Source organism: Citricoccus muralis (assembly GCF_029637705.1).
Classification (GTDB): domain Bacteria; phylum Actinomycetota; class Actinomycetes; order Actinomycetales; family Micrococcaceae; genus CmP2.
In genome coordinates, this window is record NZ_CP121252.1 from 2,699,412 (window position 1) to 2,724,615 (window position 25,204).

The following is a 25,204-nucleotide window of genomic DNA, read 5'->3' on the forward strand; positions in this document are numbered from 1 at the left end:
ATCGGCCCGACGTTCATTCCGTTCTTCAAGCAAGGATAGAACACGACAAACAGGAAGTACTCGCCGGAGATGCGTGAGCGGGTGTTGCGGATGCTTGCAGTGACCTCCCGTCGCACCCGTACATGACGCGCGCCGACCGGCATGCCCTCAGGCTGCTCGGGGTGAATTCAGAGTTGTGTGATCTCAACACATCGTTCACCCATGTCCTGAGACATCCTTCGCACCCCAACACCACCAAGACGAGCACCTAGAAGCCACAGAGATCCTTCACCTAAAGTCCTAAGACATCGTTCGTCCGGCAGGCAACAGCACAAGCCCCGCCCCTCAACGCCGGACAGCACGACACCGCGAGCACGATGGCACCCGACACGTAGATACACGCGCTCGCCCCCCTGGAACGCGGCAGACTAACGACACGGTGGGATTCATGAACCGATGCGGCTGCATCAAGCGCCGGCGAAAATATCGAGAACACTGTCCGCAACGAGAAAATCACCCAGCATCGACGTGCCCCGATACGTCCGTGTGAAAACACCCCGCTGACCTCATCTCTGCATCACCAGAAAATGTGCGGGACCCACTAGAAGGCAGCCAGAAAACACGAATGTCCTGGGACATCGTTTGCACGATGTCCCAGGACATTACATTGTGGACCTCCGTAGGGAGTTTGAGAACCCTTCCCCGGTCCTGAAAACCGTGGCTTCGCGGCGTTCTCGCGGGGTCTACAGGCGGGACCGGCGACCGTTGGAGCCGGCTGTGGTGGACTCAAGAGGTCGGTTGGTGCGTGCAGTTGAGATGGCTCAAACCTTTTTGAGCCCGGTTCAGGTGGACGAGTTGGTGGCCCTGTATCTGAACGGCATGACGCTGGTCGAGCTTGCCAAGCGGTTCAGCGTGCATCGCCGCACCGTGGCCGCGCATCTTGTCCGTCGTTCGATTCCGATCCGTCGAGGAGGGCTTGATGAGAAGCATGTAGCCGAGGCCACCAGACTCTATGCGGACGGGCTAACGTTGACAGAGGTCGGTATGCGGTTTGGCGTGAGTCAGCAGGCGGTTCGCCGGGCGATCGCCGCAGCAGGTGCCAAGATCCGGGTCGGCGGTCGACGACGGGCTGAGTGACAGCGAGAAGCGGTTCCTATCGTTCCCGGTCGTCGGCCAATGACGTCGATGACATAACAGTGAGTCACCGCATCGCACTGGGTGTCGGTCGGTTGCCTCTCACGACGGCGACGAGCGCACTGCTGATTACGCGGCCTTCGACGTCCCGGTGATGGGCCACCCAGATTGAGTCGTTGATGTGGGGCGTGCCTGACGAATGGTCCGTAAGATCCAGAACTAGCAGCTGCCCTAGAGGTTGACTTGTGGACTGGTACTCCAGCGCTTGGGCGAGGTATGCCTCCTCCAAATTCTCACGAGCCGCGTCATTGAGTTCACGCTTGACTTCGGTCACGTACCCCTGGGCACCGTCGAAGGTCGTGACGACATCAGCTCGCCCGCCAGCGATTCTCTGGTGTTCCATTCCTACACGACCGACGAGATCGGTTCCGCTAAGGAACTGGTGAAAGTGCTGCTGTAGATCTGCCTCAAGCGGCGTAGAACCGTCCCGAGGGATGGGCTTGGTGTATGGCGGGGCGCTGTCGCCAACATAGACAAGGAATCTGACCGTATACAGGACGAGGAGGGAGAAGTTCTGTCTAACCGAGTCAACGAATGCTCCATTCTCCTCCAAGTCGCCGATAAGACGAGCGACAATTCTCTCGATCAACTCGTTTTGCTGGCGGCCGCCAGCAAGGGTGCCAATAAAGTACTGGCGAGCGGCCTCTTCAAGTCGTGGGGTCTGGTGCAGGAACAGGTGACAGTTCTAGTTAGGCCGCGAGGGCCAGGTCGTTGTTCATGATGGTCTCGAACTCGATCGGTGTCAAACGGCCCAGACGGGCCTGGCGACGCCTGCGATGGTAAGTCCGCTCGATCCAGGTCACGATCGCGATACGTAGTTGTTCGCGTGTGGCCCAGGAGCGCCGGTTCAGGACGTTCTTCTGCAGCAGGCTGAAGAACGATTCCATCGCCGCGTTGACGCTCCTATAGCAGTCAAGTCGCGATCTCACCGGTTCGAGGGTTCATCTTGATGAGGTGGTAGACCTCGCGGATGACGTAGCGCTTGAGGCAGCGGATGATGTCGCGTTTGCTCTTTCCCTCGGCTGTGCGTCGAGCGACGTAGGCGATGGTCGGTTCGTGGAACTGCATCCTGACGATCACGGTCCGGTAGATGGCGGCGTTGAGCTGCCGGTGGCCGCCACGGTTGATGCGATGACGGCCGCTGGTCATGCCCGACCCGGTAGGGATTGGACTGATGCCAGCGAGCTTCGCGAACGCTGCCTCTGAGCGGATGCGCTCGGGGTTGTCGCCGGCGACGATGAGGATCTCGGCCGCGGTATCGATCCCGATGCCGAACTGCTCAAGGAGTTGAGGAGCGGTCACGTGGATGAGCTTCTCGATCGATCCGCGAAGTTCCTTGATCTCTGCATCTAGGTACTGCCATCTGCGCACAAGGGACCGCAGGGAGTGACGTAGCGAATCGGCGGGAGTCTCGAGGCGGCGAGGGCGTAGTGCAGCAAGGTGGCGAGCGAGCTTGGTCGGCGACATCCGGCTCGTTTCACGGCGCAAGCTGTCGTCGGCGTGGACGAGCATCGCCTTCATCGAGATCATCGAGGCTGAACGGTCGGTAACGGCGGAGTCGTGCACGATCTTGAGCTGGCGGATCATCTCAACCGTGTTGTCCGCAGTCTTCGGGATCGCGGTGGCGAACCCTGCGAGCACGGAGCGAGCCGCATTCTCCGCATCGAGCGTGTCGGACTTCCCGTTCTGCCGTCGAGCTCGCCGGTCGGGACGCCCCGCTTCAACAACCTTGTGCCCGTGGCGTCGCAGGAACGAGGTCAGCGTGGCGCCGTAGGAGCCGGTGCCCTCGATGCCGAACGCGATGACCTTTCCGAAACCTCCCGCCCAGGCCTCAAGCTTCTTGAAGCCGCCCGTCTTTGTCGGAATGGTGAGAGTCGCGAGGATGCCGCCCACGGTGTCCAGCACGGCGGCAACATGGATGTGCTTGTGGGTGTCGACGCCGACGACGACATATCCAGACCGGACGGATTCGAGTGTGTTCATGGTGCCTGTCTCCTTCGACGGCTAGCGTGGTCTGACGCTGTCGCCGGCGGGTGGACAGGACTGTCACGGGGACGCTCTCAACATGCTGCTCCAGGCTCCTATTAGGTCACGCCCGGTCCGGCGGCAGCGCTCACTACGTGCCCAGCCGGGCGGTCGACAGATCAACGCCAAGACACCAAGTGGGTCAGTCGCCAGCAAGAGTCAGACCGCACCGACCGGGACTTCCTCATCCTTGCGGGAATCGGTGACTACAGACTGACAATCGCCGCAGGACGCCACCCGGCCCATCGACCCGACTAGGTTGTGCGTGGCAAGTTCGCGGCGCAGCTTCCTGCTTCGAAATTGGCCGTATTCAACGGGTCGGCGCAACAGTGTGTTGTTCGACTGAGCGTAGTTGATCGGCGAACGCCTCGGCGGGAGTGCGCCACCCCAAAATCCCGCGTGGCCGGTTGTTCATGGCGGTGGCGATAGCTGCGATCTCGGTGGCGTTCCACCTGGAGAGGTCAGTGCCTTTCGGGAAGTATTGCCGAAGCAGACCATTGAGGTGCTCGTTGGAGCCACGCTGCCAGGGACTCTTCGCGTCAGCGAAGTACACCGGCAGCCCAGTCTCTTTCGTCAGCAGCGCATGTGCCGAGAGCTCTTTGCCGCGGTCCCAGGTCAAAGAACGGCCCAGCTGCTCAGGCAGATGGGTGATCGACTTCGCCAGAGCGTCTTTCATGATCAACGCCCCATACCCCGCCAGTGCCGGGCCGTTCTTCGTTGGTCGAATTTGCCCGTACCCGGCCTGGCGGGGCAGGTGGACCAGCATCGCGTAGCGGGTGGTGCGCTCGATCAACGTGGCCACGGCCGAACGCTTCAACCCGATGATCAGGTCACCTTCCCAGTGCCCGGCGATCTTGCGGTCCTCGACCTCCGTGGGACGCTTCTCAAGCACCGTCTCCGCAGTCACGTGCGCCCAGGCTTGTTGGCGGGTTCTCGCTCTCGGGGTCCGTTTGGCCCCGCCTCGGCGCAGGTGCCAGGACTGCTTGCGCTCAAGCCCGCCACGGCCCTCAACGTAGAGCGCCTGGTAGATCGCCTCATGGGAGATCCGCATCGACTCATCCTCAGGGAAGTCCAAGGGCAGGCGCCGAGCGATCTGCTGAGGGCTCCAGCCGGTGACCCACTCCCGGTCCCCGCGGTGAGGTTTGTTCTTTCCATCCCAGATCGGCCCGGTGGGGCCGACGATCTCACCTTCGGCGGTGACGATTTCACCGCTGAGCTTGTCTTGGACGTACTGGCGTAACTGGTGGTGGGTGACCAGCTTCGCGGTCTTGGGTCGCTTGGCTCGGCGTTGGGCGTGCCACTGCGCTGTTGATGCTTTGTACTCCAGGCGGTAGGTGCAAGTGGAGGCGTTACGGCGTAATTCCCGAGAAATGGTCGACGGGCTGCGGCCCAGTCGCTTTGCGATCTCACGGACTCCGACTTCCTGGGCGCGCCATAAGGCGATGTCCTCCCGCTCAGCTGAGGAGAGGTATCGTCCGGAGGTGGTGGGTGCCAGTCGTGGATTCACTCCACCAGCATGCTTGAACCAGCGGTGAGCTACAGGCTCTGAAATCCCAGCGGCGACCGCGGCTTCTCGAGTCTTCGCGCCGGCCGCGATAGCTTCCCAGAAGCGGACTCTGTCCTGACGCCACGCGATGCTGGGGCGTCCTGGCGAGAACATGAGCCCTCGCTCTTCCCTGATCTTCTTCTGCCTCGGACTAGTGCCCATCGAACACCTCCATCGGGTAGGTGTTGCGACGACCAGTTGAATACGGCTTGCGATCCACGATCTGAATGAACGATGCAGTCGTCCACGTTTCCGCGCATCCGGACGGCGTTCCTGACAGCGCGGACCGCGAGAGATGCCTTCATCCTCGAGTCGATCGAGTAGCCCACGATCCGACCGCTGAACGCGTCCTTGACCGCGCAAAGATACAGCCGACCTTCGCTCGTTTTGTGCTCCGTGTAGGGTCGGCCAGCAGCGCCCTGCCAATCTTTGAACTGGTGGGTTTCTGCTGGCCGCCCTCCGAACCGGACGTGCCCATTCCTGAGCATCCGGCTCTCCATGTGCTCATGCCAAGGCGTTCGTCCATGGTGTGGGAATGCGGGTTCCTCGATACCGGTAGCGGGCCACGGTGACCTGCTGGCATCGGAAGAACTCGATTCCTTGGTCGCGGATCTGCCAGCCGGGCAGATGACGACGTACCAGGGTGCGCATGTTCAGTTTCGGGTGTCGTTTCTTCAACCAGCCGACGATCCGCCAGAAGGCGAAGTGGTCGATGTAGCTGAAGAGGTGTTTTACGACGCCGTGTTGAAAGTATGTGCACCAACCCCTCAATGCCGGGTTTAACCGGCGCAGCAGGTCGGCGAGTGTTCGATGAGATGCCCGGCGGGTCAGCGTCCGCACCTTGTCCTTGATGGAAGCCAGGGACTTCCATGACGGGTAGGTGTAGATTGCGGTTTTCCCGCCATGACCTCTGATTCGGCGGCGCTGGATGTGCCACCCGAGGAAGTCGAACCCGGTGTCTATGTGCGTGACCATCGTCTTCTCGACCGACAGGCGTAATCCCATCGGCGCGAGCACTGCAGCGACTTCGTCCCAGAGCGCTTCGGCATCAGCGTGGGTGCCACGGACGAGGACAACGAAGTCGTCCGCGTAGCGGACCATCTTCATCGTCGCGCCCCCAGCGCGTTGATACTTCGTGCGCGACCATTGCGGTCCGAGCGCCTCCCACTTGCGTTGGAAATGCTCGTCCACCACGGACAGGGCGATATTTGCCAGCAACGGCGACAGAATCCCGCCTTGCGGGGTACCGGTGAACGTGTCCCTGTTCACACCGTCCTCACTGAGGACTCCCGCTTTCAGGAAACCGCGGGTCAGACGCAATACACGTTTGTCGGTGATGCGACCGCGGACACGCTGCATGAGCGCGTCGTGGTCGATCTCGTCGAAACACGCGGTGATGTCCGCTTCAAATACCTCCACGTAACCACGTGAGGCGTAGTAGTGGATCTCCGCGATCGCGTCCTGCGCCCGACGGCGCGGCCGAAACCCATACGAGGACGGCACAAAGTCCACCTCGAAAATCGGTTCCAGCACCAGTTTCAGGGAGGCCTGAACGATCCGGTCCGTCATCGTCGGAATCCCCAAGCTACGGACCTTGCCGTTGCCCTTCGGGATCGACTTCTGACGCACCCGTTCCGGGACGAACTCGCCGTTCTTGACGCTCTCGCGCAGATCGGCGAGCATCCCCGACACTCGGTCCGGGGTGACGGATCGCGGCGCGATCCCATCGACTCCAGCAGTGCGGCCTCCCTTGTTTCCCGCCACCCGATTCCACGCCGCGGCGAGGAACGCGGGGTCATAGACCAGATTGAACACATCATCGAAACGACGAGCAGGATCGCCCGTCGCCCATTGGTGCAGTTTCGTCTGCATAGTCAGTACCCGCGCCCACGCCTCCGATGTGTCGGCAGGCCACGGAACATCCGCATTCACGGCTGTGCCTCCTTTTCTGCTTCTGTCACTGCGATCACACTGGACCCCTTCGCCATGTGACCGGCTTTCCCGGCCTCGGACTACTACAGGCCCTCCGCCCCACCCCGGCCCGATCAGCAGACCGTGCACTCAGCCGAGGAAATCGTCGCTGGCTGCGACGGTGCCCCGGCGGAACCGGGATGGTTCCCACGTTCACTTCCGAACCTTTCGACGGGATCGGCACCCAGTTATGCCCCAGCATCCTCGCCACGACTACGCCGCAGGCATTCACCGTGGCCTCCCGACCGGCGACATCACCCAGCCCAGGAGTTCTCCCCACCACCGAAGCGGCGAGGGTGCGCGATGCAACCCGACCCACATCCACCAGGTTGGAGTCGGTGGTCTTCAATTGAGGGGCTTTCAGCCACTGGTTCCTATCCGTATGCCTCTCCGTCTCGCTAGCCGAGCCCGCACCATCTGGCAGTACTGATACGACTCGTCGTTGTCGAGGACTGCTCCACCCGCCGCATTCACGCCAACACGGCAGATCGTCCTCCAGCTATCACACGCCTGCTGCGACAGACGCGAAGCGGTGTCCTTTCACCACCGCAAGGTCCAGAAGCGCCTCGTGGCGCTCACTGTCGGTCAACCACAGCTGGTTCGGCCGAGTGGCATCGAACCGGTGACGCTCACGCCCGTCCTCGTCGATGACGACACAAAGATCGTCGTGAACAGCAGGGCCAGGCTTCTTCCCGTTCTTGCTCCGCTTCTTCCCGAACACACTCCACCAGCCGTTCGCGGACGCGATCCGCCACGCTGTCCGATCCGACATCGGTTCGCCCTCGTCGCGGGCTTCGTCGGCGAGGAGCCGATACCCGAACTCGGGGTCGTCTCGGTGAGCGTCGAACAGGGCGTTCGCGCGATACGCCTCACTCAACTCTCGCCTGGTCACAGGGTTGCGCAGCCAGCGGTAGTACGGCTGACGAGCGAGCTTCAGTACCCGGCACGACACCACGACCGGAATCCCGTCCGCGGCGAGCTCGGAAACGAGCGGGTACATCTGTAATGGGTATTGGCCAGCCTGTGGCCGGCTGAGATGCTGAGTTCAGTCTCAGTGCGTGACCCCGGGTATTTCCGACCCTCATGAGGCGTTCAAGGGGTGTCTTGAAAATGACGTGTCCGCACTGGGCTGAGCTCGGCTTCTGCGCGCAGATGCCTTGATTAGAAGCCTGTCCGACCCCCGAGGAAACAGTGGTTGTGACTCATTACAGATGTGGACTCTGAGCGACCCCACGAGCCGGGCTGACCTTATCCGCTCTATGTCCTTGGAGGATGATTATGGTTTCCGTCGTTGAAGCTTTCGACTACGTCGTCGGTGTCGACACCCATGCACGGACCCACACCTACTGTCTAATCCAGACTCGCACCGGCGCGGTCATCGATAGCGCTCAGTTTCCCGCCTCAAAGCCCGGTAACGAACGGGCGATCAGCTGGATCCAAAGGCGCGGGAACAACAGCAGCATACTGGCAGCAGTCGAAGGCACCGCTTCCTACGGTGCAGGCATCACTGCCTCCCTACGCAGAGCCTCTATCGAAGTCGCCGAGGTCCGCCCAGGACCTAAACGAGAACATGCCCATGCCGGAAAATCGGACACGATCGACGCCGAATCTGCTGCACGGCGCGTTCTGGGCATCAATGTCGAATCCCTTGCCCAGCCCCGTGCTTCCGGCGATCGAGCAACCCTGCGTGTGCTTCTGGCCGCCCGGTCATTGATCGATCAGCAGCGCACAGCTAACCGCAACGCACTCACCGCCTTGCTGCGCAGCTTCGAATTAGGCATTGATGTTCCTCCGCCAGCCAAAGACGAACAGATCTCGGTGATCGCCAAGTGGCGAATAAGCGGCTCATCGCAGATAAGAGTGTAGATAGGGCCTGAAGCCGCCGGTGTCCAGCAGTGCTCGGGTGATGTAGTGAGTCAGGTTCCGAAACCCCAGGGCGGTCCCGCGCAGGTGCTCGAGCCGACCATTTATCGCTTCAGTTGGACCATTCGAGGTACCGGGGCGGTCGAAGTAGGCCAGGATGTCGGTTGCGCGGCGCTTGAAGGTTCGACCCAGGCTGACCAACTCGGTCAATCGCTTTGGGACCCCACGGCTGAGCGAGGCGATGACTTCCTGCAGCTGCTTCTTCCCCTCCAGCCGCGAGGGGTTGCGGTAGGCGGCCACGATCTTTTGGTAAATGCTCCAGGTCGCTTCGACCTCGACGTTGTCGTCGCTGGTGAAGACTTTCTGCAGTCGGTGGTGTTGGGTCTCGGTGAGCAGATCAGCCCCGGTACGCAGGGTCCGGCGTGCCCCGTAGAGCGGGTCACCTGAACGTCCCCGGTGGCCCAGAGTGTCGCGTTGGACGCGCTGTCGGGTCCGGTCCAATGCGTCCCCTGCTAAGGCGACGACGTGAAATGGATCCATCACCGCTACCGCTTCGGGGAGTTCTTCAGCGGTGGCGGTCTTGAAGCCGGTGAACCCGTCCATGGCCACCACCTCAATCCCGTCTCGGAAGCCCTTGGTCTGGTCATCGAGCCAGGTTTTGAAGACCTTCTTCGACCGGCCCGGGACCATGTCCAGCAGCCGGGAGGCCCCGGTGCCGTCCCTGATCGGGGTCAGGTCGATGATCACGGTGACGTAGTGACTGCCACCGCCGGTGTGGCGCCAACAGTGTTCGTCGACCCCGACGACGTGGACGCCGTCGAAACGGGCGGGATCATTGATGAACAGCTCTCTGCCGGCTTCGAGCACGGCTGTATTGACGGTGTGCCAGGAGGTCGCCAGAGATGCGGCGATCCGAGCGATGGAGAGCCTGTCGATCACCACTGATTTCAGCGCCCACAGCACCGCGTGCCGAGACAGCTTCCCCCTCGGCGCTGCCACCGTTGAAGTGTCTTGACGCCAGACCCTGGCACAGTCCGCACACCGATACCGGCGGACCCGGACCCAGAGAGTTGTCGGCCGCCATCCCAGCGGCACATGGGATAGCTTCCTGAGCACGGTGTCCCGTGGGAGGCCTTCGGCACCGCAGTCCCGGCACCAAGAGTCCTCCTCGGGAACCCTGCATTCCAGCACAGCCCCGTCGGGCTCCAGACGCTGGCCAACCGCGGTCAATCCCAGCTGGTCCAGCAGACAGAAGCTATCAAGATCAGGGGCTTTGAAGGTAGCGTTGAACAAGTCGAGGTCTTTCTGATTGGCAGTGTGGTAACTCCAATCATCGGAAGGCCTCGACCTCTATCAGCTCATCGCCACGCCACCAGTTACTACACCCCTAATTACGAAGAGCCGAATAAGCCAAGATCCTGGCATCGGGCCTCTACGACGAGAAGCGAAGCGGCTGGCAAAGACTGTCCTCGAACAGACGTATTTGCTGGAGAAGAACCACGAAGAACTCGCCCGTCTCACCGAGCAATTGGCTCCTGGACTCCAAGAGACCCAAGGGGTCGGCCCAGTCACCGGAGCGATTCTCATCACCGCTTACTCCCACCACGGGCGGATCCGTTCAGAAGCTGCCTTCGCAGCACTTGGAGGCATCGCACCATTACCGGCCTCAACAGGAAACACCACCAGGCACCGACTCTCACGATCCGGTGATCGACAGCTCAACCGCGCTATTGATGTCATCACTCGCACCCGGATGAGCTGCGACCCCACCACACGAGATTACGTGCTCAGAAGACAAAGCGAAGGGCTGAGCAAACGTGAAATCCGAGGGTGCCTGAAACGCTACATCTGCCGGTCCTCTACCGAGAGCTGAAGACTCGCATGGCTTGACAGTGGGCATAGAAGCGTCATTTTCCCGGCAGATGAGCCTGTGACAGGTATGCCGCTGCGCGACGCAGCACCTCGTTCTCCTGCTCGAGGAGACGATTGCGCTTACGGAGTTCACGGATTTCCGCAGACTCCGATTGTGTCTGGCCAGGCTGCTTGCCACCCTCGATGCGGGCCCGGTGCATCCACTTGTCGAGGGTCCCGACATGAACGCCGAAATCTTTCGCGATCTGCGCGAGGGTGACGTCCGGATCACGGTTCTGGGCGACGCGGATCACGTCATCTCTGAACTCCTTGGGGAACGGCTTAGGCATGATGACATCCTTCCAGGCCAGCCCTCTCGGCTAGCCACGTTTGATGTCACCTGTTCCTGCACCAGACCCGGCCTCGGGGAGCAGCGCGCCAGCCTCGCCGTCGGAGGCGATGCGGGCAACGCCGCCCCGTTCATCCGCCACCCAATAGACAGCCGAAAGAATGCCGCCGTCCGCGTCCAGACGGATGCGCGTCGCTGTCTCAGGGATTTCCGGCATTGGCAGACCCTCCGGCGCAATCGCGTCGGCGAGCGCGGCGGGAGTGACGGCCCCACCCGCAGGTGCGACGGTCGAGCGCATCACCTCGGACGGGACGACCAGGAGCGTGCCGCGCGCGCCGGACAAGGTCAACTCGGCGATCGCGACGGGCCCACCCGAAAAGTCGATGCCGTCCAGAGTGATCGGCTCGCCGAGCGCGCCGAGCTCGCTGCGCGTCTGCACATCGAGCAGCCCTCCGGTGACCACGAGTGGGGCGCCGAGAGTGAGTTCCCTTGCCGCCCGTTCTGAGTCGCGCGTCGTGGCGTCGACGGCGGCGGCCATGGTCACTCCGGCCACACCGAGGCCGAGCAAGAGAACGGGCGCTGTGACGATGGCGGCCGAGCGCGCAAGTGACCGCGCCACGAGCACCGGAGCAAGGCGGACGCTTCGGTCGGCGGTGCGCGCAAGCAGCCGGGCGATGGGCTCGACGAGAACGACGGCGAGCAGCGCTCCGGCGACAAGAACGAGCACCGGGGCGAGCACGGCGACAGGATCGACGGCGGCCCCGCCGTCAGCCGTGGGCACAACCGGGCCGCCGTACAGCCAGTACTGGCTGACGGCCACGCCCGCCGCGACGCCGACGAGCACGAGTGCGACCGCCCCAACGGCGCGCGCCAGCCGACCCGAGTCATTGAGCGTGTCGCGGCGCAGCGCGCGGCGAGCGCCGCGCCAGGCGAGGATCGTCGCGAGCAGCACGGCAGCGAGGGCGACGGCCCCGCCGCTGAGTGCGGCGAGCGCCACGATGGGCGCCGGATCGCTCGCGAGCGCGGTCTGTCGCTCGGGCGACGCGGCAAGAACGGCGAAGACTCCCCCCGCGGCCCCGAGCGCGGCCGCGGGAACAGCGATGACGGCGGCCTCGAGGGCCGCATGAGTCGTGATCCGGCGCGGCGAAGCCCCCCGCGAGCGCAGCAGCACGGTTTCGTCGCGGCGCACTGCGACGAGCAGCCTCTGCAGCTCAAGCAGGGTCGTGAGCCCGGCGATGGCGATCAGCGCAACGGCGACGGGAACGACGGCCGAGACCCCGGCAGCGGCGCGCTGCACCTCAGAGACGGTGGCGGCGAGCCCGCCGTTCATGACGATGCCGGTGCCCTGGCTGCGCTCGTCGTCGTCGATCACGCCGGCGAACAACGGCAGGGTGGCGGTGACCTCGTCGAGTACCGCAGCCGACACGCGGCTCGGCTCGAGCACCGCCACCCACTCGGCGATGGGCCGCGTCGCGAGGTCACGCCACAGCGACTCGTCGACAACGAGCGGCCCGGCCGTGATGCCGTCGGCACCGCGATCGGCGATCGGGTCACCCGCCCACGCGGGGTCGCGTCCGTCGAGGGGCTCCCACAGCCCCGTGACGCGCACGGTCACGGGGGCATCCCCTCGCCCCGGGAGCGTGATGACGTCGCCCACCTGGAGGTCGAGCGCCGCGGCCGCGCCGGCGTGCAGCGCGGCCTCGTCGACTCTCGCCGACCAGGCGCCCTCCGTCAGCTGGGAACGGTCGGCCAGGGCGGCGTCGCTGCGCAGGACCAACTGCGCCGACAGGCCGTCGATCGCCAGCGGCTCACTGCGGATGCTCGATGCGGCCTCCAGCGCGGCCTCCGGCATGGTCGCCGCAAGCGCCTCGCGCACCGCGTCGTCTTGCTCGGCGGCCGCAACCGCAGCCGCGGCGGCGTCGGCGGGCTGTTGCCCGGCCCACCGGATCGCGACCCGGACGACGGGGCCAGCGCCGCGCGCCTCACCGATGGCAGCGCGCGCGCCTTCGACGACGGTCGCGGAGGCCACGGCGGCGACCGCGGCGAACAGTCCCGCGGCGAGCGCCACGACGATGGCGATCGCCGTCGCGAGTCCGGCGCGACTGCGCAGCCGAGCGGGCCCCATCATGCGACGACGGCTCGATCAGGGTCGTCCGCGAGGCGCATCCATCGAGGATATCAGCGACGAGAAAACCTCGTGTCCACACTCACCGCCCGTTCGATGGCGGCGATGCGGGTTTCGAGCGCGGCGAGCGCCGCGTCCAGGTCGAGCTCCGTCGTGATGACGTGAATCTCCAGCTCGTCCCCGTCGATGCGCGCGCTGAGCGTGCCGGGTGTCAGGTTGGTGGCGAGCGCCAGGGTTACACGCCCGGCAGCCGTCGCGAGGCTGGTGCGCCGGGTCACCCATGCGGGGTCCACGTCGGGGCGCGGCAACCACAACGCCCGGCGTGCGACGTCACCTCCGCCGGCGATGGCGCTGCGTGCTACCCAGCCGAGTAAACGCAGGCTCGCCGCCGTCGCCGTGAATCCGCGACTGAATCCGAGCGGGCGTCCTCGTCTAGGCAGCCCCGTCACCATGTAGGTCGCGGCTACTCCGATGGGCACGGCCGCGAGCGCATAGACGAGCGCGGAAGGGCGCAGTTCGGTCACCGCACACCACGCCGCCGCGATCACCACGGTGCGAACCAGGATGGACACGACCATCAGCTTCCCCCTCCGCCCATCGCCACGAACACGAGGGCGGCAGCAAGCGCGGCGGCGGCGAGCGCGCCCGAGATCACCCAGCTTCCCAGCCGCGCTTGCAGGCCATCGATCGCCAGCATCGCCGACGGCCCCCGCCGCACGCGCTCCACGAGCGCGTCGCGCGTCGCCCCAAGAACTCCGGATGCGCGGATCACGCCCCGCATCGTGCCACCGGCAGCCCGCTCAAGCAGCACCACGATGTCGCCCTCGGGCACGATGTCTCCGCGTGGATGCAGCAGGCGAGCTTCCCGGAATCGCGGCCGACGCGCGAGCGCGGCCGCGGCCAGCGCGAGGGCGATCCCGAGCAGGAACGGCCACGACTGGTCGACGACGGGGCCGGGCGAGAACCAGCCGGGCACGGTGAGCGGGGGTGCGAACCCGGTCGCGAGCCACCACACGGGGGCGGCCGCGGCGAGCGCCAGCACCGCCCAGGCCGCGGTGCTGATCGGTTTTCCGGCGGTGCGGCGGCGCGTTCGGCGGCTCATGGCGATGGCGAATCGGGCGAGCAGCACGGTTGACCCGACGGCAAACCACGGGAGGATGTCGGCGAGCGCGACCACCGGAAGGCCGGGCAATGCGACGTCTCCGAGCGACTCTTTCGACACGTACTTGGCGATGAAGCCCGCCGTCAGCGGCGCTCCGGCAAGGCCCAGCGCGGCCACGGTCTGGGGCACGACGACAGCCCACGTGGGGGCGCGGCTGAGATCCCACACCTGGATGCTGAAGAACAGCGCGCCCTTGATCAGCCCGTGGGCGACGCTGTAGACGACGGCAGCGGCGATGGCCGCGGGCGCGATCGCCGGCTCGAGCAGTGCCGCACCGATGAGCGCGGTAATGAAGCCCATCTGGCCGATGCTGCTGTACGCGAGAATCACCTTCGGGTTGTCGTGCAGCACGCCGACGACGGCAGCGAGCAGCCCCCCGACGAGGGCGAGCGTGACGAGCAGACCGCCCCAGAGCGGTTCGGCGGCCCCCTCGCCGAGCGGCAAAAAGCGCAGCAGGCCGATGATTCCCGCTTTGAGCATCACACCCGACAGCACGGCGCTGGCCGGGCTCGGCGCGGCGGGGTGGGCAAGGGGCAACCACACGTGCAGCGGAATCATGCCGGCCTTCACCCCGAAGCCGATGATGAGCAGCGCCACGATGACGTCTCGAGCGTCTGATGCGGCGACCGCCGCAGGCACGCTGATAACGTCGGTGACGCCCTCGGACGCGATGAGCAGGAATGCGCCCAGCACGGCCGACTCCCCAAACACCGTCATCACGAGGTACACCGCGCCGGCCCGGCGCGCCGAGGTCGTGCGGTCGTGCACGACGATCGCGTAGCCGAGGAAGCTCATGGCGGCGAACACGAGGTAGAACGTGACGAGGTTCGCCGCAACGAAGACCCCCACGTTCGCGGTGAAGCACAGCAGCAGGAAGCCGTTCAGCCCGGCGGGGCGCTCGGAGATCGACCGTGGCACGAACGCCAGCGCGATGCCGTACAGGATGACCGCGAGCAGCACGAGCGGGCGCCCCACCTCATCGAGGCGGATCGCGGTGCCGAACAGCATCCAGTCGACCGTTTTCAGCGCGCCGTCGTCGAGGCTCGCGACGATGCCCGTCGGCACGACCGCGAGCCACGCGTACTGCACGACGAGCTCGCGGGCGCGGGCACGCGCCTCGCCCGCCCCGAGACTCAGCGCGGCGATCGTCGCCGCCACCAGAAGCGGGACGACGAAGGAGAGAGTCCACATCACGGCCATGCTCCCTCCCCCACGATCTGCGCGAGAACCCAGGGCGAGTAGCCCCAGCCGGCGGCGACGCCAAACAGGATGACGAAGAGCGCGGTCGCGACCGCGGGCAGCAGGAGGCTCGCGGGCGCCTCCCAGCCCGAACGCCGGGCGGGTACCGGGAACGTGCCCTCATCGCTGCCCTCCGACTCTGATCGCGGCGACGTCCAGATGGTCGCGATGATCGGCAGGAAGTAGGCGGCATTCAACACCGTGCTGGTCAGCAGCACGGCGATCACCCACGGCTGGCCCGCGTCGAGCCCACCGAGCCCGAGCGCCCACTTCGAGATGAAGCCGGCGAACGGCGGCAGCCCGATCATGCCGAGCGCGGCGATGGTGAAAGCGGCGCTCGTGACGGGCATCCGTCGGCCGACCCCGGCGAGCTGGCTGACCTTTGACAGCTTGAGCTCTTCGGCGAACAGGCCGGCGCAGAAGAACAGCGTGATCTTCATGAAGCCCTGGTTGACCATGTGCACGATCGCCCCGGCGGTGGCGATCGGCGACAGCAGCGCCGCGCCGAGCGCGATGTACGACACCTGCGACACCGTCGAATATGCGAGGCGCTTCTTCAGGTCGTCCTGCGCGAGCGCGCGGACGGACCCGTAGACGATCGTGACGGAGGCGACGACGGCGAGCGCCTGCAGCATCCCGAGCTCGGCGAACAGGGCCAGGCCGAAAACGTCCTCGACGATGCGGATGATTCCGAAGGCGCCGGCCTTCACCACGGCCACCGCGTGCAGCAGGGCGCTCACCGGCGCGGGGGCCACCATGGCAATCGGTAGCCAACCGTGCAGCGGGAACAGCGCGGCCTTCACGCCGACGCCGAGCAACAACACCGCGCCGATCACCGTCGCGGTGAGCGGGTCGCGGGCGGCGAATTCCGCCACCTCGGGGATACCGCCGGCACGGAACTCGACCGGCCCAACCTCGAGGGTCAGCCAGGCGACGCCGAGCAGCAGGGCGACGCCGCCGCCGAGCGTGTACGCGAGGTAGATGCGGGCGCCGCGCAGGGCCGCCCGCGTTCCGCGGTGCGCCACCAGCGGGTACGTGACGAGCGTCAACAGCTCGAAGAAGATCAGGAAAGTAAGCAGGTTGCCGGCCAGGGCGATACCGACCGTGGCCGTGACGCACAGGCTGAAGAAGCCGAAGAACCGGCTGCGGTTGGGCGAGCCCTCCAGGTAGCCGACGGCGTAGATCGTCGTCGCCAACCACAGGCCCGCCGAGAGCGCGACGAAGAACAGCGAGAACGTGTCGGTGACGAATACGATGTCGAGCCCGGGAATCCACGTGAACTCGGCGCGTAGCTCCTCGCCCGCCACGACGCGCGGAATCAGCACGATCACGAGCACAACCTTCGCGATCGCGCCGGCGAGGTTCAGGGTGGTGCGCAGTACCGTCCGCTTCTCGCGCAGCGCGAAGATCAGCATCGCCGGCACGAGCGACGTCAGCAGAAGCACGACCGGCAGCGCGCTCATCACGGTAACCGTGTCATCGTTCATGCGCCACCTCCCATCGGCGCAGCACTCAGAACATCAATGAGCAGCCACGGAATGAGACCGAGCACCACCGACAGGGCGGCGAGCGCCAGCGGCACGATGGCCACGGTGCGCGCGGGCCGGGTGAGCTCGCGGGCGCCCGAGAAGTCACCGGGCGGGTTGAAGGTGGCTCGCAGCATGCGCGCCGTGTAGGCGAAGGTCAGCAGCCCGCCGCCGAGGAGCAGAGCCAGCCACCACCAGGCGCCCGCGTCGAGCGAGGCTTGCACGAGCATCCATTTGCCGACGAAGCCGAGCGTGGGCGGAAGCCCCGCGAGGCTGACGCCGGCGAGCCCGATCGCGGCGACCGTCCACGGCATGCGGCTGATGGTGCCCTCGAGCCCGTCGAGCCGACCGGTGCCGGCCGCGGCGGCGAGCGCTCCGGCGGCGAGGAACATGGCGGCCTTCGCGACGCCGTGAGCCAGAGTGATCAGAATGCCGCCGATCCAGGCCACTTGCGGGTCGCTCGCGGTGAACACGAGCGGCACCAGCAGCACCATGTACCCGACTTGGGCGACCGTCGAGTAGGCGATGATCGACTTCAGGCGGTCGCGTCGCAGCGCGAGCACCCCGCCCCACAGCACGGCGGCGGCGCCCGCTACGCCCACGGCGGTCGCGAGCGGAGCGGCGAGGTCGGTGAGCGGGCCGAAGTACTCGACGATGCGCCACAGGATCACAATCGACGCCTTGATCACGAGCGCCGAGAGCAGCGCACTGACCGCCGTCGGGGCAGCGGGGTGGGCGGCCGGCAGCCACGAGTGCAACGGGAACAGCGCCGTCTTCGCGGCCATGCCAACCACGGTGAGCGCGATGATGGCCCCGACGATGACGGTGTCATCGGCGCGCTCGGCGGCCTGCGCCAGGTCGACGGTGCCGGTGTGCCCGTACGTGAGGGCGACCGCGAGCAGGAAGAACAGCGAGCCGGTCACGGCAACGAAGAGGTAGCGCAGGGCGGCTGCGGCCGATCGCGCTCCCCCCAGGGCGACAAGCGCGACGGATGCGATGGTCAACAGCTCCAACAGCACGAAGGCGGTGAACACGTCGCGCGCGACAAAGACGCCGTTGACGGCCGCGGCCGCCGCACCAACGAGCGGCCAGAACGCGTGCCCTCCCGCGAAGTGGTCGTCGGCGGCGGCAACGAGCGCAGCAGCCAGCACCGCGGTTGCCGACAGGCCGATCATGACGACCGAGAGCCCGTCCGCGGCGAGAAGGATTCCGACGGGCGGCGCCCAGCCAGCCACCTCCAGCCGCACGGGGCCCGCGTCGAGCACGGCGATGCCCAGCAACACGGCGACCATCAGCGTGGCGGCGGCCGCGATGACCGTCAGCGTCGCCGCCGCTCGCCGAGGCAGCACGGCCGACAGCGCGCCGACCGCGAGGGGCAGAAAGACGGGCGCGAGCACGAGGGCTGCGGCCGACATCACTGCTCGACCTCCTCGAGGTCGTCGTCGAGCTGCTCGACCCGTCGCGCCAGCACGATGGCGATGCCCGTGACGGCCGCCATGACGACGATGCCCGTGAGCACGAGGGCTTGCGGCACGGGGTCGGGCTCGCCGTCGCCGCGATCGGCGAGCGCCAACCACAGCAGCATGACGCCCCCAGAGGCGACGTTGAGGGCGATCAGGCGGCGAATCAGGTCGCGTACCAGCAGGGTCGCGGCAACCCCCACCACGAGGATGAACGCACCGGCATACATAAACAGCTGCAGGGTGGTCACGCGGCACCCCCCAGGGCTGGGGCGGCTGCCGCGCTGTCGGCGGCCGCCGCATCGTCGCGCGAGCCGGCGGCCAGGAAGAGCATGGCGAGCGCGACCCCGATGCTGACGGTGAGCAGGGTCTCGATGGAGAGAATGGCCGCGAACGCCCAGCTGAGGTCGAGCGCGAGCCACGTTCCCGTCACCGCGAGCCCGATGCCGCCGAGCAGGATGAACGCCAGCAGGCCCGCCACGACGAGCACGAGCGCGCGCCCTCCGGCCGCGCGGGCGGCGCGCACCCCGCACAGGTGGGCGATGATGAGCGCGGCACCGAGCACGGCACCGGCCTGGAAGGCTCCGCCGGGCTCACTGGTTCCGGCCACGAGCAGCCAGGCGGCGAGCAGCACGAGAGCCGGCACGATGATGACGGCGATGACGCGCCGAACCGGGCCCGGGTCGGTCACGGTGCGGATGCGGTCACGCGACAGCGCCGCGGCACCCACCGCGGCGAACACGACGACCGCGATCTCGAGCAGCGTGTCGAGGTTGCGGAAGTTCAACAGCACCGCGGTGATGGGGTGGCTCACGCCGCTGCGCTCGACGGCCTCCAGGGCGAGCGGCCCGAGGTCGGCGGGCTCCGCCGTGAGACGCGACAGCACGGTCGCAAGGGCGGCGAACGTCACCGCACCGAGCGCGGCGCCGACCGCCGTGATCGCCACCGCGCGACGATGGTCGCGCTTCGGCTGCGCGGGCTGTCGCCGGTGAAGTGCATCGACCAGCAGCGCCCCCGCCACCCCACCGCCGAGCGCCGCCTCGGCGATCGCCACGTCGGGCGCGGCGACACGTGCCCAGAGCAGCGCGAGCAGCAGGCCGAAGACGAGGAAGGCGATGGTCGCGCCGACCCGGCGAGGAATCGCGATGGCGAGTATCGCGGTGACGGCGACGGCCGCCACGACGAGCACGTCGAGCACGTCGACGTCGGAGAAGGCGATGACCGTCACGGCTCCTCCTCCGTCTCTACCTCGGCCCGCCGCCTGCTGCCCGCCATGAGGTAGGCGTTCGCGGCGGTGCCGATGAGGGCGAGAATCCAGATGAGGGCCAGCTTCGCCACCACGCCGACCGCTGCCCATCCCGGTTCGGTGATGAGAAGGTGCAGGGCGAGCGCGGTGGCGATGAGTCCGAGGCCGAGGACGTCGGCCTTCGACACCGCGTGCAAGCGGCTCGCGAGGTCGGGGAAGCGCAGCAGCCCCACCGTGCCCGCGACAACGAAGAAGACACCCGCCGCGAGCAGGGTGATGACGAGCACGTCGACGATGACCATCAGCGCACCGACCGCCGAGTGAACACGACCGCGACGATGGTGGCCAGGCCGACGACGACGATCGCGATGTCACGCAGGGCCGGCAGGTCGGCGATCGCCGCGAGCACGATGAACAGGGCGGCACCGCCCGCGCCCAACAGCACGAACGCGGTGAGCCGGTCTTCGATCGTCGGGCCCGCAACGGCGCGCCACAGCCCCGCCAGGATGCAGGCAAACAGGATGAAGGCCGCCACGATCAGGGCGACACTGACCGCGGCGCTCACAGGGTGTCCGTCATCGCGGTGCCGCCTCGGGCATGAGTCGGCGCGTGATCGCCTTCGTCACCTCGATGGCGACGTACACGGCGGCCGCGATCGCGAACGCGAGCGCCCACGAGCTGGCGGGCAGGGGGGCCGAGCCGAACAGGGTGTTCATGAACGGCGCGTACACGAACAGCGCCTGCAGCACGAGCAGTCCGCCGATCGACAGCCACACGATGGGATTCGAGAACCACTGGGCTGGCGACACCGTTGCCCCCCGCAGGTTGCGGCACGTCAGCAGGTAGCCGATCTGCGCGACCGCAAGGGTGGTCACGGCGAGGCTCTGCGCCTGCGGGTCGTCGACGCCCTGTCCACGCGCGAGGTAATACATGGCAAGGGTTCCCCCGCCGATGAGCAGCGAGGCGAGTGCGATCTGGATCAGGTGGGCCGCGCCGACGATCGGGCTGTCCGGGATGCGCGGTGCGCGCTTCATGACGTCGGCCTCGGCCGGTTCGAACGCGAGGGCGAGTGACAGGGTGACGGCCGCGATGAGGTTGACCCACAGGATCTGCACCGGGGCGAGCGGGATCGACAGGCCGAGCAGCACGGCGACCAGCAGCACGAGCGACTGCGCGCCGTTCGTCGGCAGCAGGAACACAACCGACTTCACGATGTTGTCGAAGGTGCGCCGGCCCTCCTCGACCGCGCGCGCAATCGTGGCGAAGTTGTCGTCGGCGAGCACGATCTCGGCGGCTTCCTTGGTCGCCTCGGTGCCCTTGATGCCCATGGCCACGCCAACGTCTGCGCGGCGCAGAGCGGGCGCGTCGTTGATGCCGTCGCCGGTCATGGCGACGACCTCGTTGTGCGCCTGGAGCGCCTCGACGATGCGCAGCTTGTGCTCGGGGCTCACCCGGGCGAACGTGTCGTACCGCTGCACGATGTCGCGCAGCTCATCGTCACTGGCGGCGTCGAGTTCGGCACCGGTGATGGCCTCGTCGGCGTGGTCGTCGTCGGGGTCGATGATGCCCATCTGGCGGCCGATCGCCGTCGCCGTTCCGGCGTGGTCTCCCGTGATCATCTTCACGCGTATTCCGGCTCGCTTCGCGTCGTCGATCGCCTCAATCGCCTCGGGGCGAGGCGGGTCGAGGATGCCGACGACGCCAACGAAGACGAGGTCGTCGTCGAGGTGCGCGAGCGCGAGGTCGCTCGTGTCGGGTTCGGCGGCACGCTGCGCCGCCGCCAGCACCCGCAGGCCATCAGCGCTGAGCTCGGCGATGCGCTCGCGCCAGAAGTCGACGTCGAGCGGCTCAGTGTCGCCGTTCGCCCCGAGCTGTGCGACGCAGCGGTCGAGCACCCGATCGGGCGCCCCCTTCACGTGCACCGTGACGTCGCCGTCGAGGCCGCGGTCGAGGGTCGCCATCAGCTTGTGCTCTGACTCAAAGGGAACAGCCGCGAGGCGCTCGAACCCCTCGGGAACGGCCTGCGCCTTGTGCGCGAGCGTGACGAGGGCGCCCTCGGTCGGCTCGCCGACGATCGACCACGCGCCAGCTTTCTCTCGGAGGCCCGAGTCGTTGGCAACGGCCATGACCGTGATCAACTGGCGCAGAGCATCCTCTCTGGTGGCGTCGACCTCAGCGCCGTCGCGGCGGATGCCTCCGCTCGGGTCGTATCCCGTTCCGTCAACGTCGTAGGTGGCCTCGGATGTCACGACCCGCTCAACGGTCATCTCGTTCTTTGTGAGCGTGCCCGTCTTGTCCGAGCAGATGACGGTGACGGATCCGAGGGTCTCGACGGACGTGAGCCGGCGGGTGATCGCGTTGCGGCGAGCCATCGCCTGCACGCCTAACGAGAGCGTGATGGTCACGATGGCGGGCAGGCCCTCGGGGATCGCCGCGACCGCGAAAGCCACCGCGACGGTCAGCAACAGGGGCACGGGGTAGTCGTGCACCGCAAAGCCGAACACGGTCAGCAGCACCGCAACGGTCAAGATGATGCGAGCCAGCAGAACGCTGAAGCGGTGAATCTTGCGCTCAAGCGGGGTCGACAGTTGCTCGACCGATTCGATCATCGTGTTGATGCGACCGATCTCGGTCTCGGCGCCGGTCGCGACGACGACACCGGTGCCGCGGCCGCTGACGACGAGGCTGCCGGAGTGGCCGATCGACGTGCGGTCACCGATGCCCGAGGCCTTGTCGACCGGGTCGGCGCTCTTCGTGACGGGCTCAGACTCGCCCGTCAGGCCCGCCTCTTCGACGCGCAGCTCGGTGGAGTGAGTGATGCGGATGTCGGCCGGGATGCGGTCACCCGACTTCACACGCACCACATCGCCGGGCACGAGGTTCTCGGCGTTCGTGCCGACCCACTCGCCGTCGCGGCGCACCTGAGCGCGCACCGACAGCATGCTGCGCAGGCCGTCGAGGGCGCGCTGGGCGCGACCCTCTTGAATGAAGCCGATCAACGCGTTGATGATGGCGACCGCGAGGATGACGCCCACGTCGACCCACTCGAGCAGGAACGCCTTCAGCACGGCGGCCGCGAGCAGCACGTAGATAAGAACGTCGTTGAAGTGCCGCAGCAGGCGCTTCCACGCCGGGTCGGGTGCCTTCTCGGGCAAACGGTTCGGGCCAACCCTCTCGAGTCGGCGGGCAGCCTCGTCGGCGCTCAACCCATCGGCCGTGACGGCGAGAGCCGCGTAGGTCTCGTCGACGCTGGCGGCGTGCACGGCCGCGGGGGCGCGAAGCGTGGTGACCGAAGTGTTCGACATGGGGCTCCGATCGGGTCAAGCACACTGAAAGCAGGCAAAGCTTTTCCTGCAAATGTATCATCAGACTATCGGGTGGCCGTTCCTCCCGAATTTTAATTTGAAGTGCAACACTGATCGGTTGTTTCCGAGTGTAGGTGCTCGTCGAAGGCTTCTGCGGGAGTGAACCAGCCGAGGCATTTGCGGGGCTGGTTATTGATCTCGGTGACAGCGGCTTGGAGTTCTGCTTCGCTGAGGTGGCTGAAGTCAGTGCCCTTGGGGTAATAGCGGCGCAGCCTGCCGTTGTGGTGCTCGTTGGTGCCGCGCTGGTAAGAGGAGTAGGGGTCGGCGAAGTAGGTGTCCATGCCATAGTCGGTGACCAGCTCGGTGTGGCGGTGCATCTCGGTGCCGTTGTCCATGGTGGTCGACACCCGGGCATGTTCCGGCAGTGGGCCGAAGGGCCGTTTCTGGGCATCGACGCCTGCCTGGGAGGTCAGTGCTTCGACCTTGGTGGCCATCATCATCCGGGAGTGTCGTTCGACCTCAGTGTGGATGCCATCACCGCGGCTCTTGACCCCCAGGACGCTGTCTCCTTCCCAGTGGCCGAACACGGTGCGGGCATCAATCTCGGGTGGGCGGTGGCGGATCGAAACCCGGTTGGGGATCTTCGAGGAGTGGACCCTGCGCCCGTGGTGTTTGCGGCGCTTCTTCCGCCCGCGGGGCAGGTATTCGTACAAGCGGCGATGCCGGTTCTGCCGGGCGTAGATGAACCGGTAGATCGTCTCGTGTGACATGTGCATAGCTGGGGTGTCGGGGAACTCGATGCGCGATCGCCCGGCGATCATCTCTGGGGTCCAGCCGTCCCGGAGTTTGGTGATCAGGTAGGTGATCGCCTCGTCGCTGCACAGCCGTGTTCGCTGATGCGATCGTGCGCCCCGGGTCTGAGCTTTACGGTGGGCACGGGCTGCCCGGTACTGGGCCTGAGTGCGCTCACCGCCGTGTAAGGCGGGGTCGCGGTAGACGGTGTAGGAAGCGTTCTCATGGAAGGGACGCCACCTCCCCCGGCCCAGTTCCCGCGAAATCGTTGCCGGGCTGCGGGACAGCGCACCGGCTATGGTGCGTCCGGATTCGCCCCGGTCGTATCGTTTCTCGATCTCGATGCGTTCATCAAGGCTCAGGTGGGAGTATCCTGGTTTCACGGGAGTGTGGCCTTTCTTGATCAGTGTGGTAACCGATCAAGTGTCACACTCCCGTGCTACGTCCGGGTGGATTTCCCATACGCCTCGGGGAGTGTTGCACTTCAGTCCAGAACCCGGGCCTGAGCGTTTCCGTCAGACTACCCGGACGCGACGCCGCGTGGCAGGAACTGTCAGGAGTTCACCGGGCTGCGGGGTCGGCCGCCGCCCACCAGTCGAGCACCCGCGTCGCGAAGAACGTCAGCCACGGCGACGGCTCGCCGACGGGCACGTCGATCTCGAACCACACGGCGCCCGCATAGCGCCTGCCCTGCAGCCACGTGCCGTCGCCCTGGCGGGCATCGCGCACGATCGCGACCGCGTCGGCGGCGCGCTCATCGGGTGGAACGCCGTCATGCAGGAATGCCCGGCGCAGGTAGTCGAGCGCATTGAGCGCCGTGTACACGTGCCGGAACGGATAGCCGAAGAGGTCCACCCAGGGGCCCACTTTCTCGCCCGTCGAGGCGCGGTACAGCAGGCGCCGCGTCAGCAGATACTGCTCACCGCGGTGCCGCACCTCGCGCAAGCGGTCGTCGCCGGTGCGGATCTCCCAGTCGAGAATGCCCTTCAGTGCGTTCAGGGTCGAGTGAAAGCTGGAGCGCGTCGAGCCCTCGACCCACTCGCAGTTCCAGCCGCCGTCATCAAGCTGGTGCTCGGCGAACCAGTCCGCGATGCCCGACACCTCGGCGCCGAGGCAGGCGCCGTTGGCGAGCGTAAAGCCGTTGATGCACGCGTTAACCTCGCCACCCCAATAGGGCAGGTCGTCGTACTCCCACCGACTGTTCGCGTCGAGCTTCTCGGCCGTGCCGGCGAGCGCCGACGCGTCGAGACCCCACTCGCGCAGGGTGTTCAGCGACCACGTCGTGGCGGTCCAGGGCTGACCCGCGCCGGGCGCGGCCTCGGGGCCGTGAAAGTCGAAGCCGCCCGGAAAGTAGGCGCCACCCGCCCACTGGCCGTCGGGGTCCTGGTGGGCGAGCATCCGCGACCCTAGCCCATCGGTCGCGACCCGCGCCCGCGTGGCCTGCCACATATCCTCCGGCGCGCCGAGCAGGTCGCGTTCGACCTGCCAGGCCAGCGCCGGGTCGGTGGCGAGCATCCAGGCGGTGAGTGACGGGTCGAGAGAGTCTCGGGTGTCGGCGGCCATGGCGCGAG

At 66.4% G+C, this 25,204-nt stretch carries 21 protein-coding genes and 3 pseudogenes; 3 read left to right on the forward strand and 21 right to left on the reverse strand.

The window, feature by feature from the left end; all coding sequences use genetic code 11:
- Nucleotides 1-795: 795 nt before the first annotated feature.
- Nucleotides 796-1,116 (forward strand): hypothetical protein, encoded by a 321-nt coding sequence (locus tag P8192_RS12375; RefSeq protein WP_278157332.1) that lies wholly within the window; start codon nt 796-798, stop codon nt 1,114-1,116.
- A 64-nt stretch (nt 1,117-1,180) separates the two neighbouring features.
- On the opposite strand, the gene P8192_RS12380 is transcribed toward P8192_RS12375, so the two are convergent.
- From P8192_RS12380 to P8192_RS12410, 7 genes and pseudogenes are all read right to left on the reverse strand, one after another.
- Entirely contained in the window at nt 1,181-1,762 is a 582-nt protein-coding gene (locus P8192_RS12380; protein WP_278157333.1) for a hypothetical protein, read from the reverse strand.
- A 100-nt stretch (nt 1,763-1,862) separates the two neighbouring features.
- A pseudogene (locus P8192_RS12385) lies at nt 1,863-2,069 on the reverse strand (IS3 family transposase); the annotation flags it as partial.
- A gap of 16 nt (nt 2,070-2,085) precedes the next feature.
- Complete coding sequence (locus P8192_RS12390; RefSeq protein ID WP_278157335.1) at nt 2,086-3,156, reverse strand: IS110 family transposase; 1,071 nt, start codon at nt 3,154-3,156, stop codon at nt 2,086-2,088.
- Between the two features lie 352 nt (nt 3,157-3,508).
- Nucleotides 3,509-4,906, reverse strand: a complete 1,398-nt coding sequence (locus tag P8192_RS12395; RefSeq protein ID WP_278157336.1) for an IS30 family transposase — start codon at nt 4,904-4,906, stop codon at nt 3,509-3,511.
- A gap of 47 nt (nt 4,907-4,953) precedes the next feature.
- A pseudogene (locus P8192_RS12400) lies at nt 4,954-5,142 on the reverse strand (DDE-type integrase/transposase/recombinase); the annotation flags it as partial.
- A 106-nt stretch (nt 5,143-5,248) separates the two neighbouring features.
- A complete protein-coding gene (ltrA, locus tag P8192_RS12405) occupies nt 5,249-6,805 on the reverse strand; it encodes a group II intron reverse transcriptase/maturase (RefSeq protein WP_278157337.1) in 1,557 nt (518 codons plus the stop codon).
- A 412-nt stretch (nt 6,806-7,217) separates the two neighbouring features.
- Nucleotides 7,218-7,715 carry a hypothetical protein gene (locus tag P8192_RS12410; RefSeq protein WP_278157338.1) on the reverse strand — a complete coding sequence of 166 codons (498 nt, stop codon included), beginning with the start codon at nt 7,713-7,715 and terminating at the stop codon, nt 7,218-7,220.
- A gap of 278 nt (nt 7,716-7,993) precedes the next feature.
- Between P8192_RS12410 and P8192_RS12415 the strand changes: the two genes are divergently transcribed.
- On the forward strand, nt 7,994-8,581 hold the full coding sequence (locus P8192_RS12415) for an IS110 family transposase (protein ID WP_278157339.1): 588 nt from the start codon (nt 7,994-7,996) through the stop codon (nt 8,579-8,581).
- Here P8192_RS12415 and P8192_RS12420 read toward each other — a convergent pair.
- Nucleotides 8,561-9,871 (reverse strand): ISL3 family transposase, encoded by a 1,311-nt coding sequence (locus P8192_RS12420; protein WP_278157340.1) that lies wholly within the window; start codon nt 9,869-9,871, stop codon nt 8,561-8,563. The two genes, P8192_RS12415 and P8192_RS12420, sit on opposite strands and share 21 nt — an antisense overlap.
- A gap of 235 nt (nt 9,872-10,106) precedes the next feature.
- Between P8192_RS12420 and P8192_RS12425 the strand changes: the two genes are divergently transcribed.
- Nucleotides 10,107-10,451 carry an IS110 family transposase gene (locus P8192_RS12425; RefSeq protein WP_278159826.1) on the forward strand — a complete coding sequence of 115 codons (345 nt, stop codon included), beginning with the start codon at nt 10,107-10,109 and terminating at the stop codon, nt 10,449-10,451.
- Nucleotides 10,452-10,506: 55 nt separating this feature from the next.
- Here the strand turns inward: P8192_RS12425 and P8192_RS12430 are convergent.
- The 13 genes and pseudogenes from P8192_RS12430 to P8192_RS12490 all read right to left on the reverse strand — a co-directional run.
- Nucleotides 10,507-10,779: pseudogene (locus P8192_RS12430) on the reverse strand (transposase); the annotation flags it as partial.
- A 30-nt stretch (nt 10,780-10,809) separates the two neighbouring features.
- Nucleotides 10,810-12,906, reverse strand: coding sequence for an FtsX-like permease family protein (locus P8192_RS12435; RefSeq protein WP_278157341.1), 2,097 nt, complete (start codon nt 12,904-12,906; stop codon nt 10,810-10,812).
- 50 nt (nt 12,907-12,956) lie between these two features.
- Nucleotides 12,957-13,481 carry a Na+/H+ antiporter subunit E gene (locus tag P8192_RS12440; RefSeq protein ID WP_278157342.1) on the reverse strand — a complete coding sequence of 175 codons (525 nt, stop codon included), beginning with the start codon at nt 13,479-13,481 and terminating at the stop codon, nt 12,957-12,959.
- Nucleotides 13,481-15,265 carry a complex I subunit 5 family protein gene (locus P8192_RS12445; protein WP_278157343.1) on the reverse strand — a complete coding sequence of 595 codons (1,785 nt, stop codon included), beginning with the start codon at nt 15,263-15,265 and terminating at the stop codon, nt 13,481-13,483. The genes P8192_RS12440 and P8192_RS12445 overlap by 1 nt, the downstream gene beginning before the upstream one ends.
- Nucleotides 15,256-16,791: a complex I subunit 5 family protein gene (locus tag P8192_RS12450; RefSeq protein WP_278157344.1), complete on the reverse strand. Its 1,536-nt coding sequence runs from the start codon at nt 16,789-16,791 to the stop codon at nt 15,256-15,258. Before P8192_RS12450 ends, P8192_RS12445 begins: the two co-directional genes overlap by 10 nt.
- On the reverse strand, nt 16,788-18,245 hold the full coding sequence (locus tag P8192_RS12455; protein ID WP_278157345.1) for a complex I subunit 5 family protein: 1,458 nt from the start codon (nt 18,243-18,245) through the stop codon (nt 16,788-16,790). Before P8192_RS12455 ends, P8192_RS12450 begins: the two co-directional genes overlap by 4 nt.
- A complete protein-coding gene (locus P8192_RS12460) occupies nt 18,245-18,541 on the reverse strand; it encodes an NADH-quinone oxidoreductase subunit K (RefSeq protein WP_096420809.1) in 297 nt (98 codons plus the stop codon). The genes P8192_RS12455 and P8192_RS12460 overlap by 1 nt, the downstream gene beginning before the upstream one ends.
- Nucleotides 18,538-19,518 carry a hydrogenase subunit MbhD domain-containing protein gene (locus P8192_RS12465; protein ID WP_242136202.1) on the reverse strand — a complete coding sequence of 327 codons (981 nt, stop codon included), beginning with the start codon at nt 19,516-19,518 and terminating at the stop codon, nt 18,538-18,540. Before P8192_RS12465 ends, P8192_RS12460 begins: the two co-directional genes overlap by 4 nt.
- A complete protein-coding gene (locus tag P8192_RS12470) occupies nt 19,515-19,838 on the reverse strand; it encodes a cation:proton antiporter (RefSeq protein ID WP_096423310.1) in 324 nt (107 codons plus the stop codon). The genes P8192_RS12465 and P8192_RS12470 overlap by 4 nt, the downstream gene beginning before the upstream one ends.
- Nucleotides 19,838-20,101 carry a pH regulation protein F gene (locus tag P8192_RS12475; protein WP_096420807.1) on the reverse strand — a complete coding sequence of 88 codons (264 nt, stop codon included), beginning with the start codon at nt 20,099-20,101 and terminating at the stop codon, nt 19,838-19,840. The genes P8192_RS12470 and P8192_RS12475 overlap by 1 nt, the downstream gene beginning before the upstream one ends.
- 10 nt (nt 20,102-20,111) lie before the next feature.
- Nucleotides 20,112-22,841, reverse strand: a complete 2,730-nt coding sequence (locus P8192_RS12480; protein WP_242136201.1) for a cation-translocating P-type ATPase — start codon at nt 22,839-22,841, stop codon at nt 20,112-20,114.
- Between the two features lie 92 nt (nt 22,842-22,933).
- The gene (locus tag P8192_RS12485; RefSeq protein ID WP_278157346.1) at nt 22,934-24,016 is read right to left on the reverse strand and encodes an IS30 family transposase; all 1,083 of its coding nucleotides are present in this window, start codon (nt 24,014-24,016) and stop codon (nt 22,934-22,936) included.
- 178 nt (nt 24,017-24,194) lie between these two features.
- Nucleotides 24,195-25,196: a squalene cyclase gene (locus P8192_RS12490; RefSeq protein WP_278157347.1), complete on the reverse strand. Its 1,002-nt coding sequence runs from the start codon at nt 25,194-25,196 to the stop codon at nt 24,195-24,197.
- Nucleotides 25,197-25,204 lie beyond the last annotated feature (8 nt).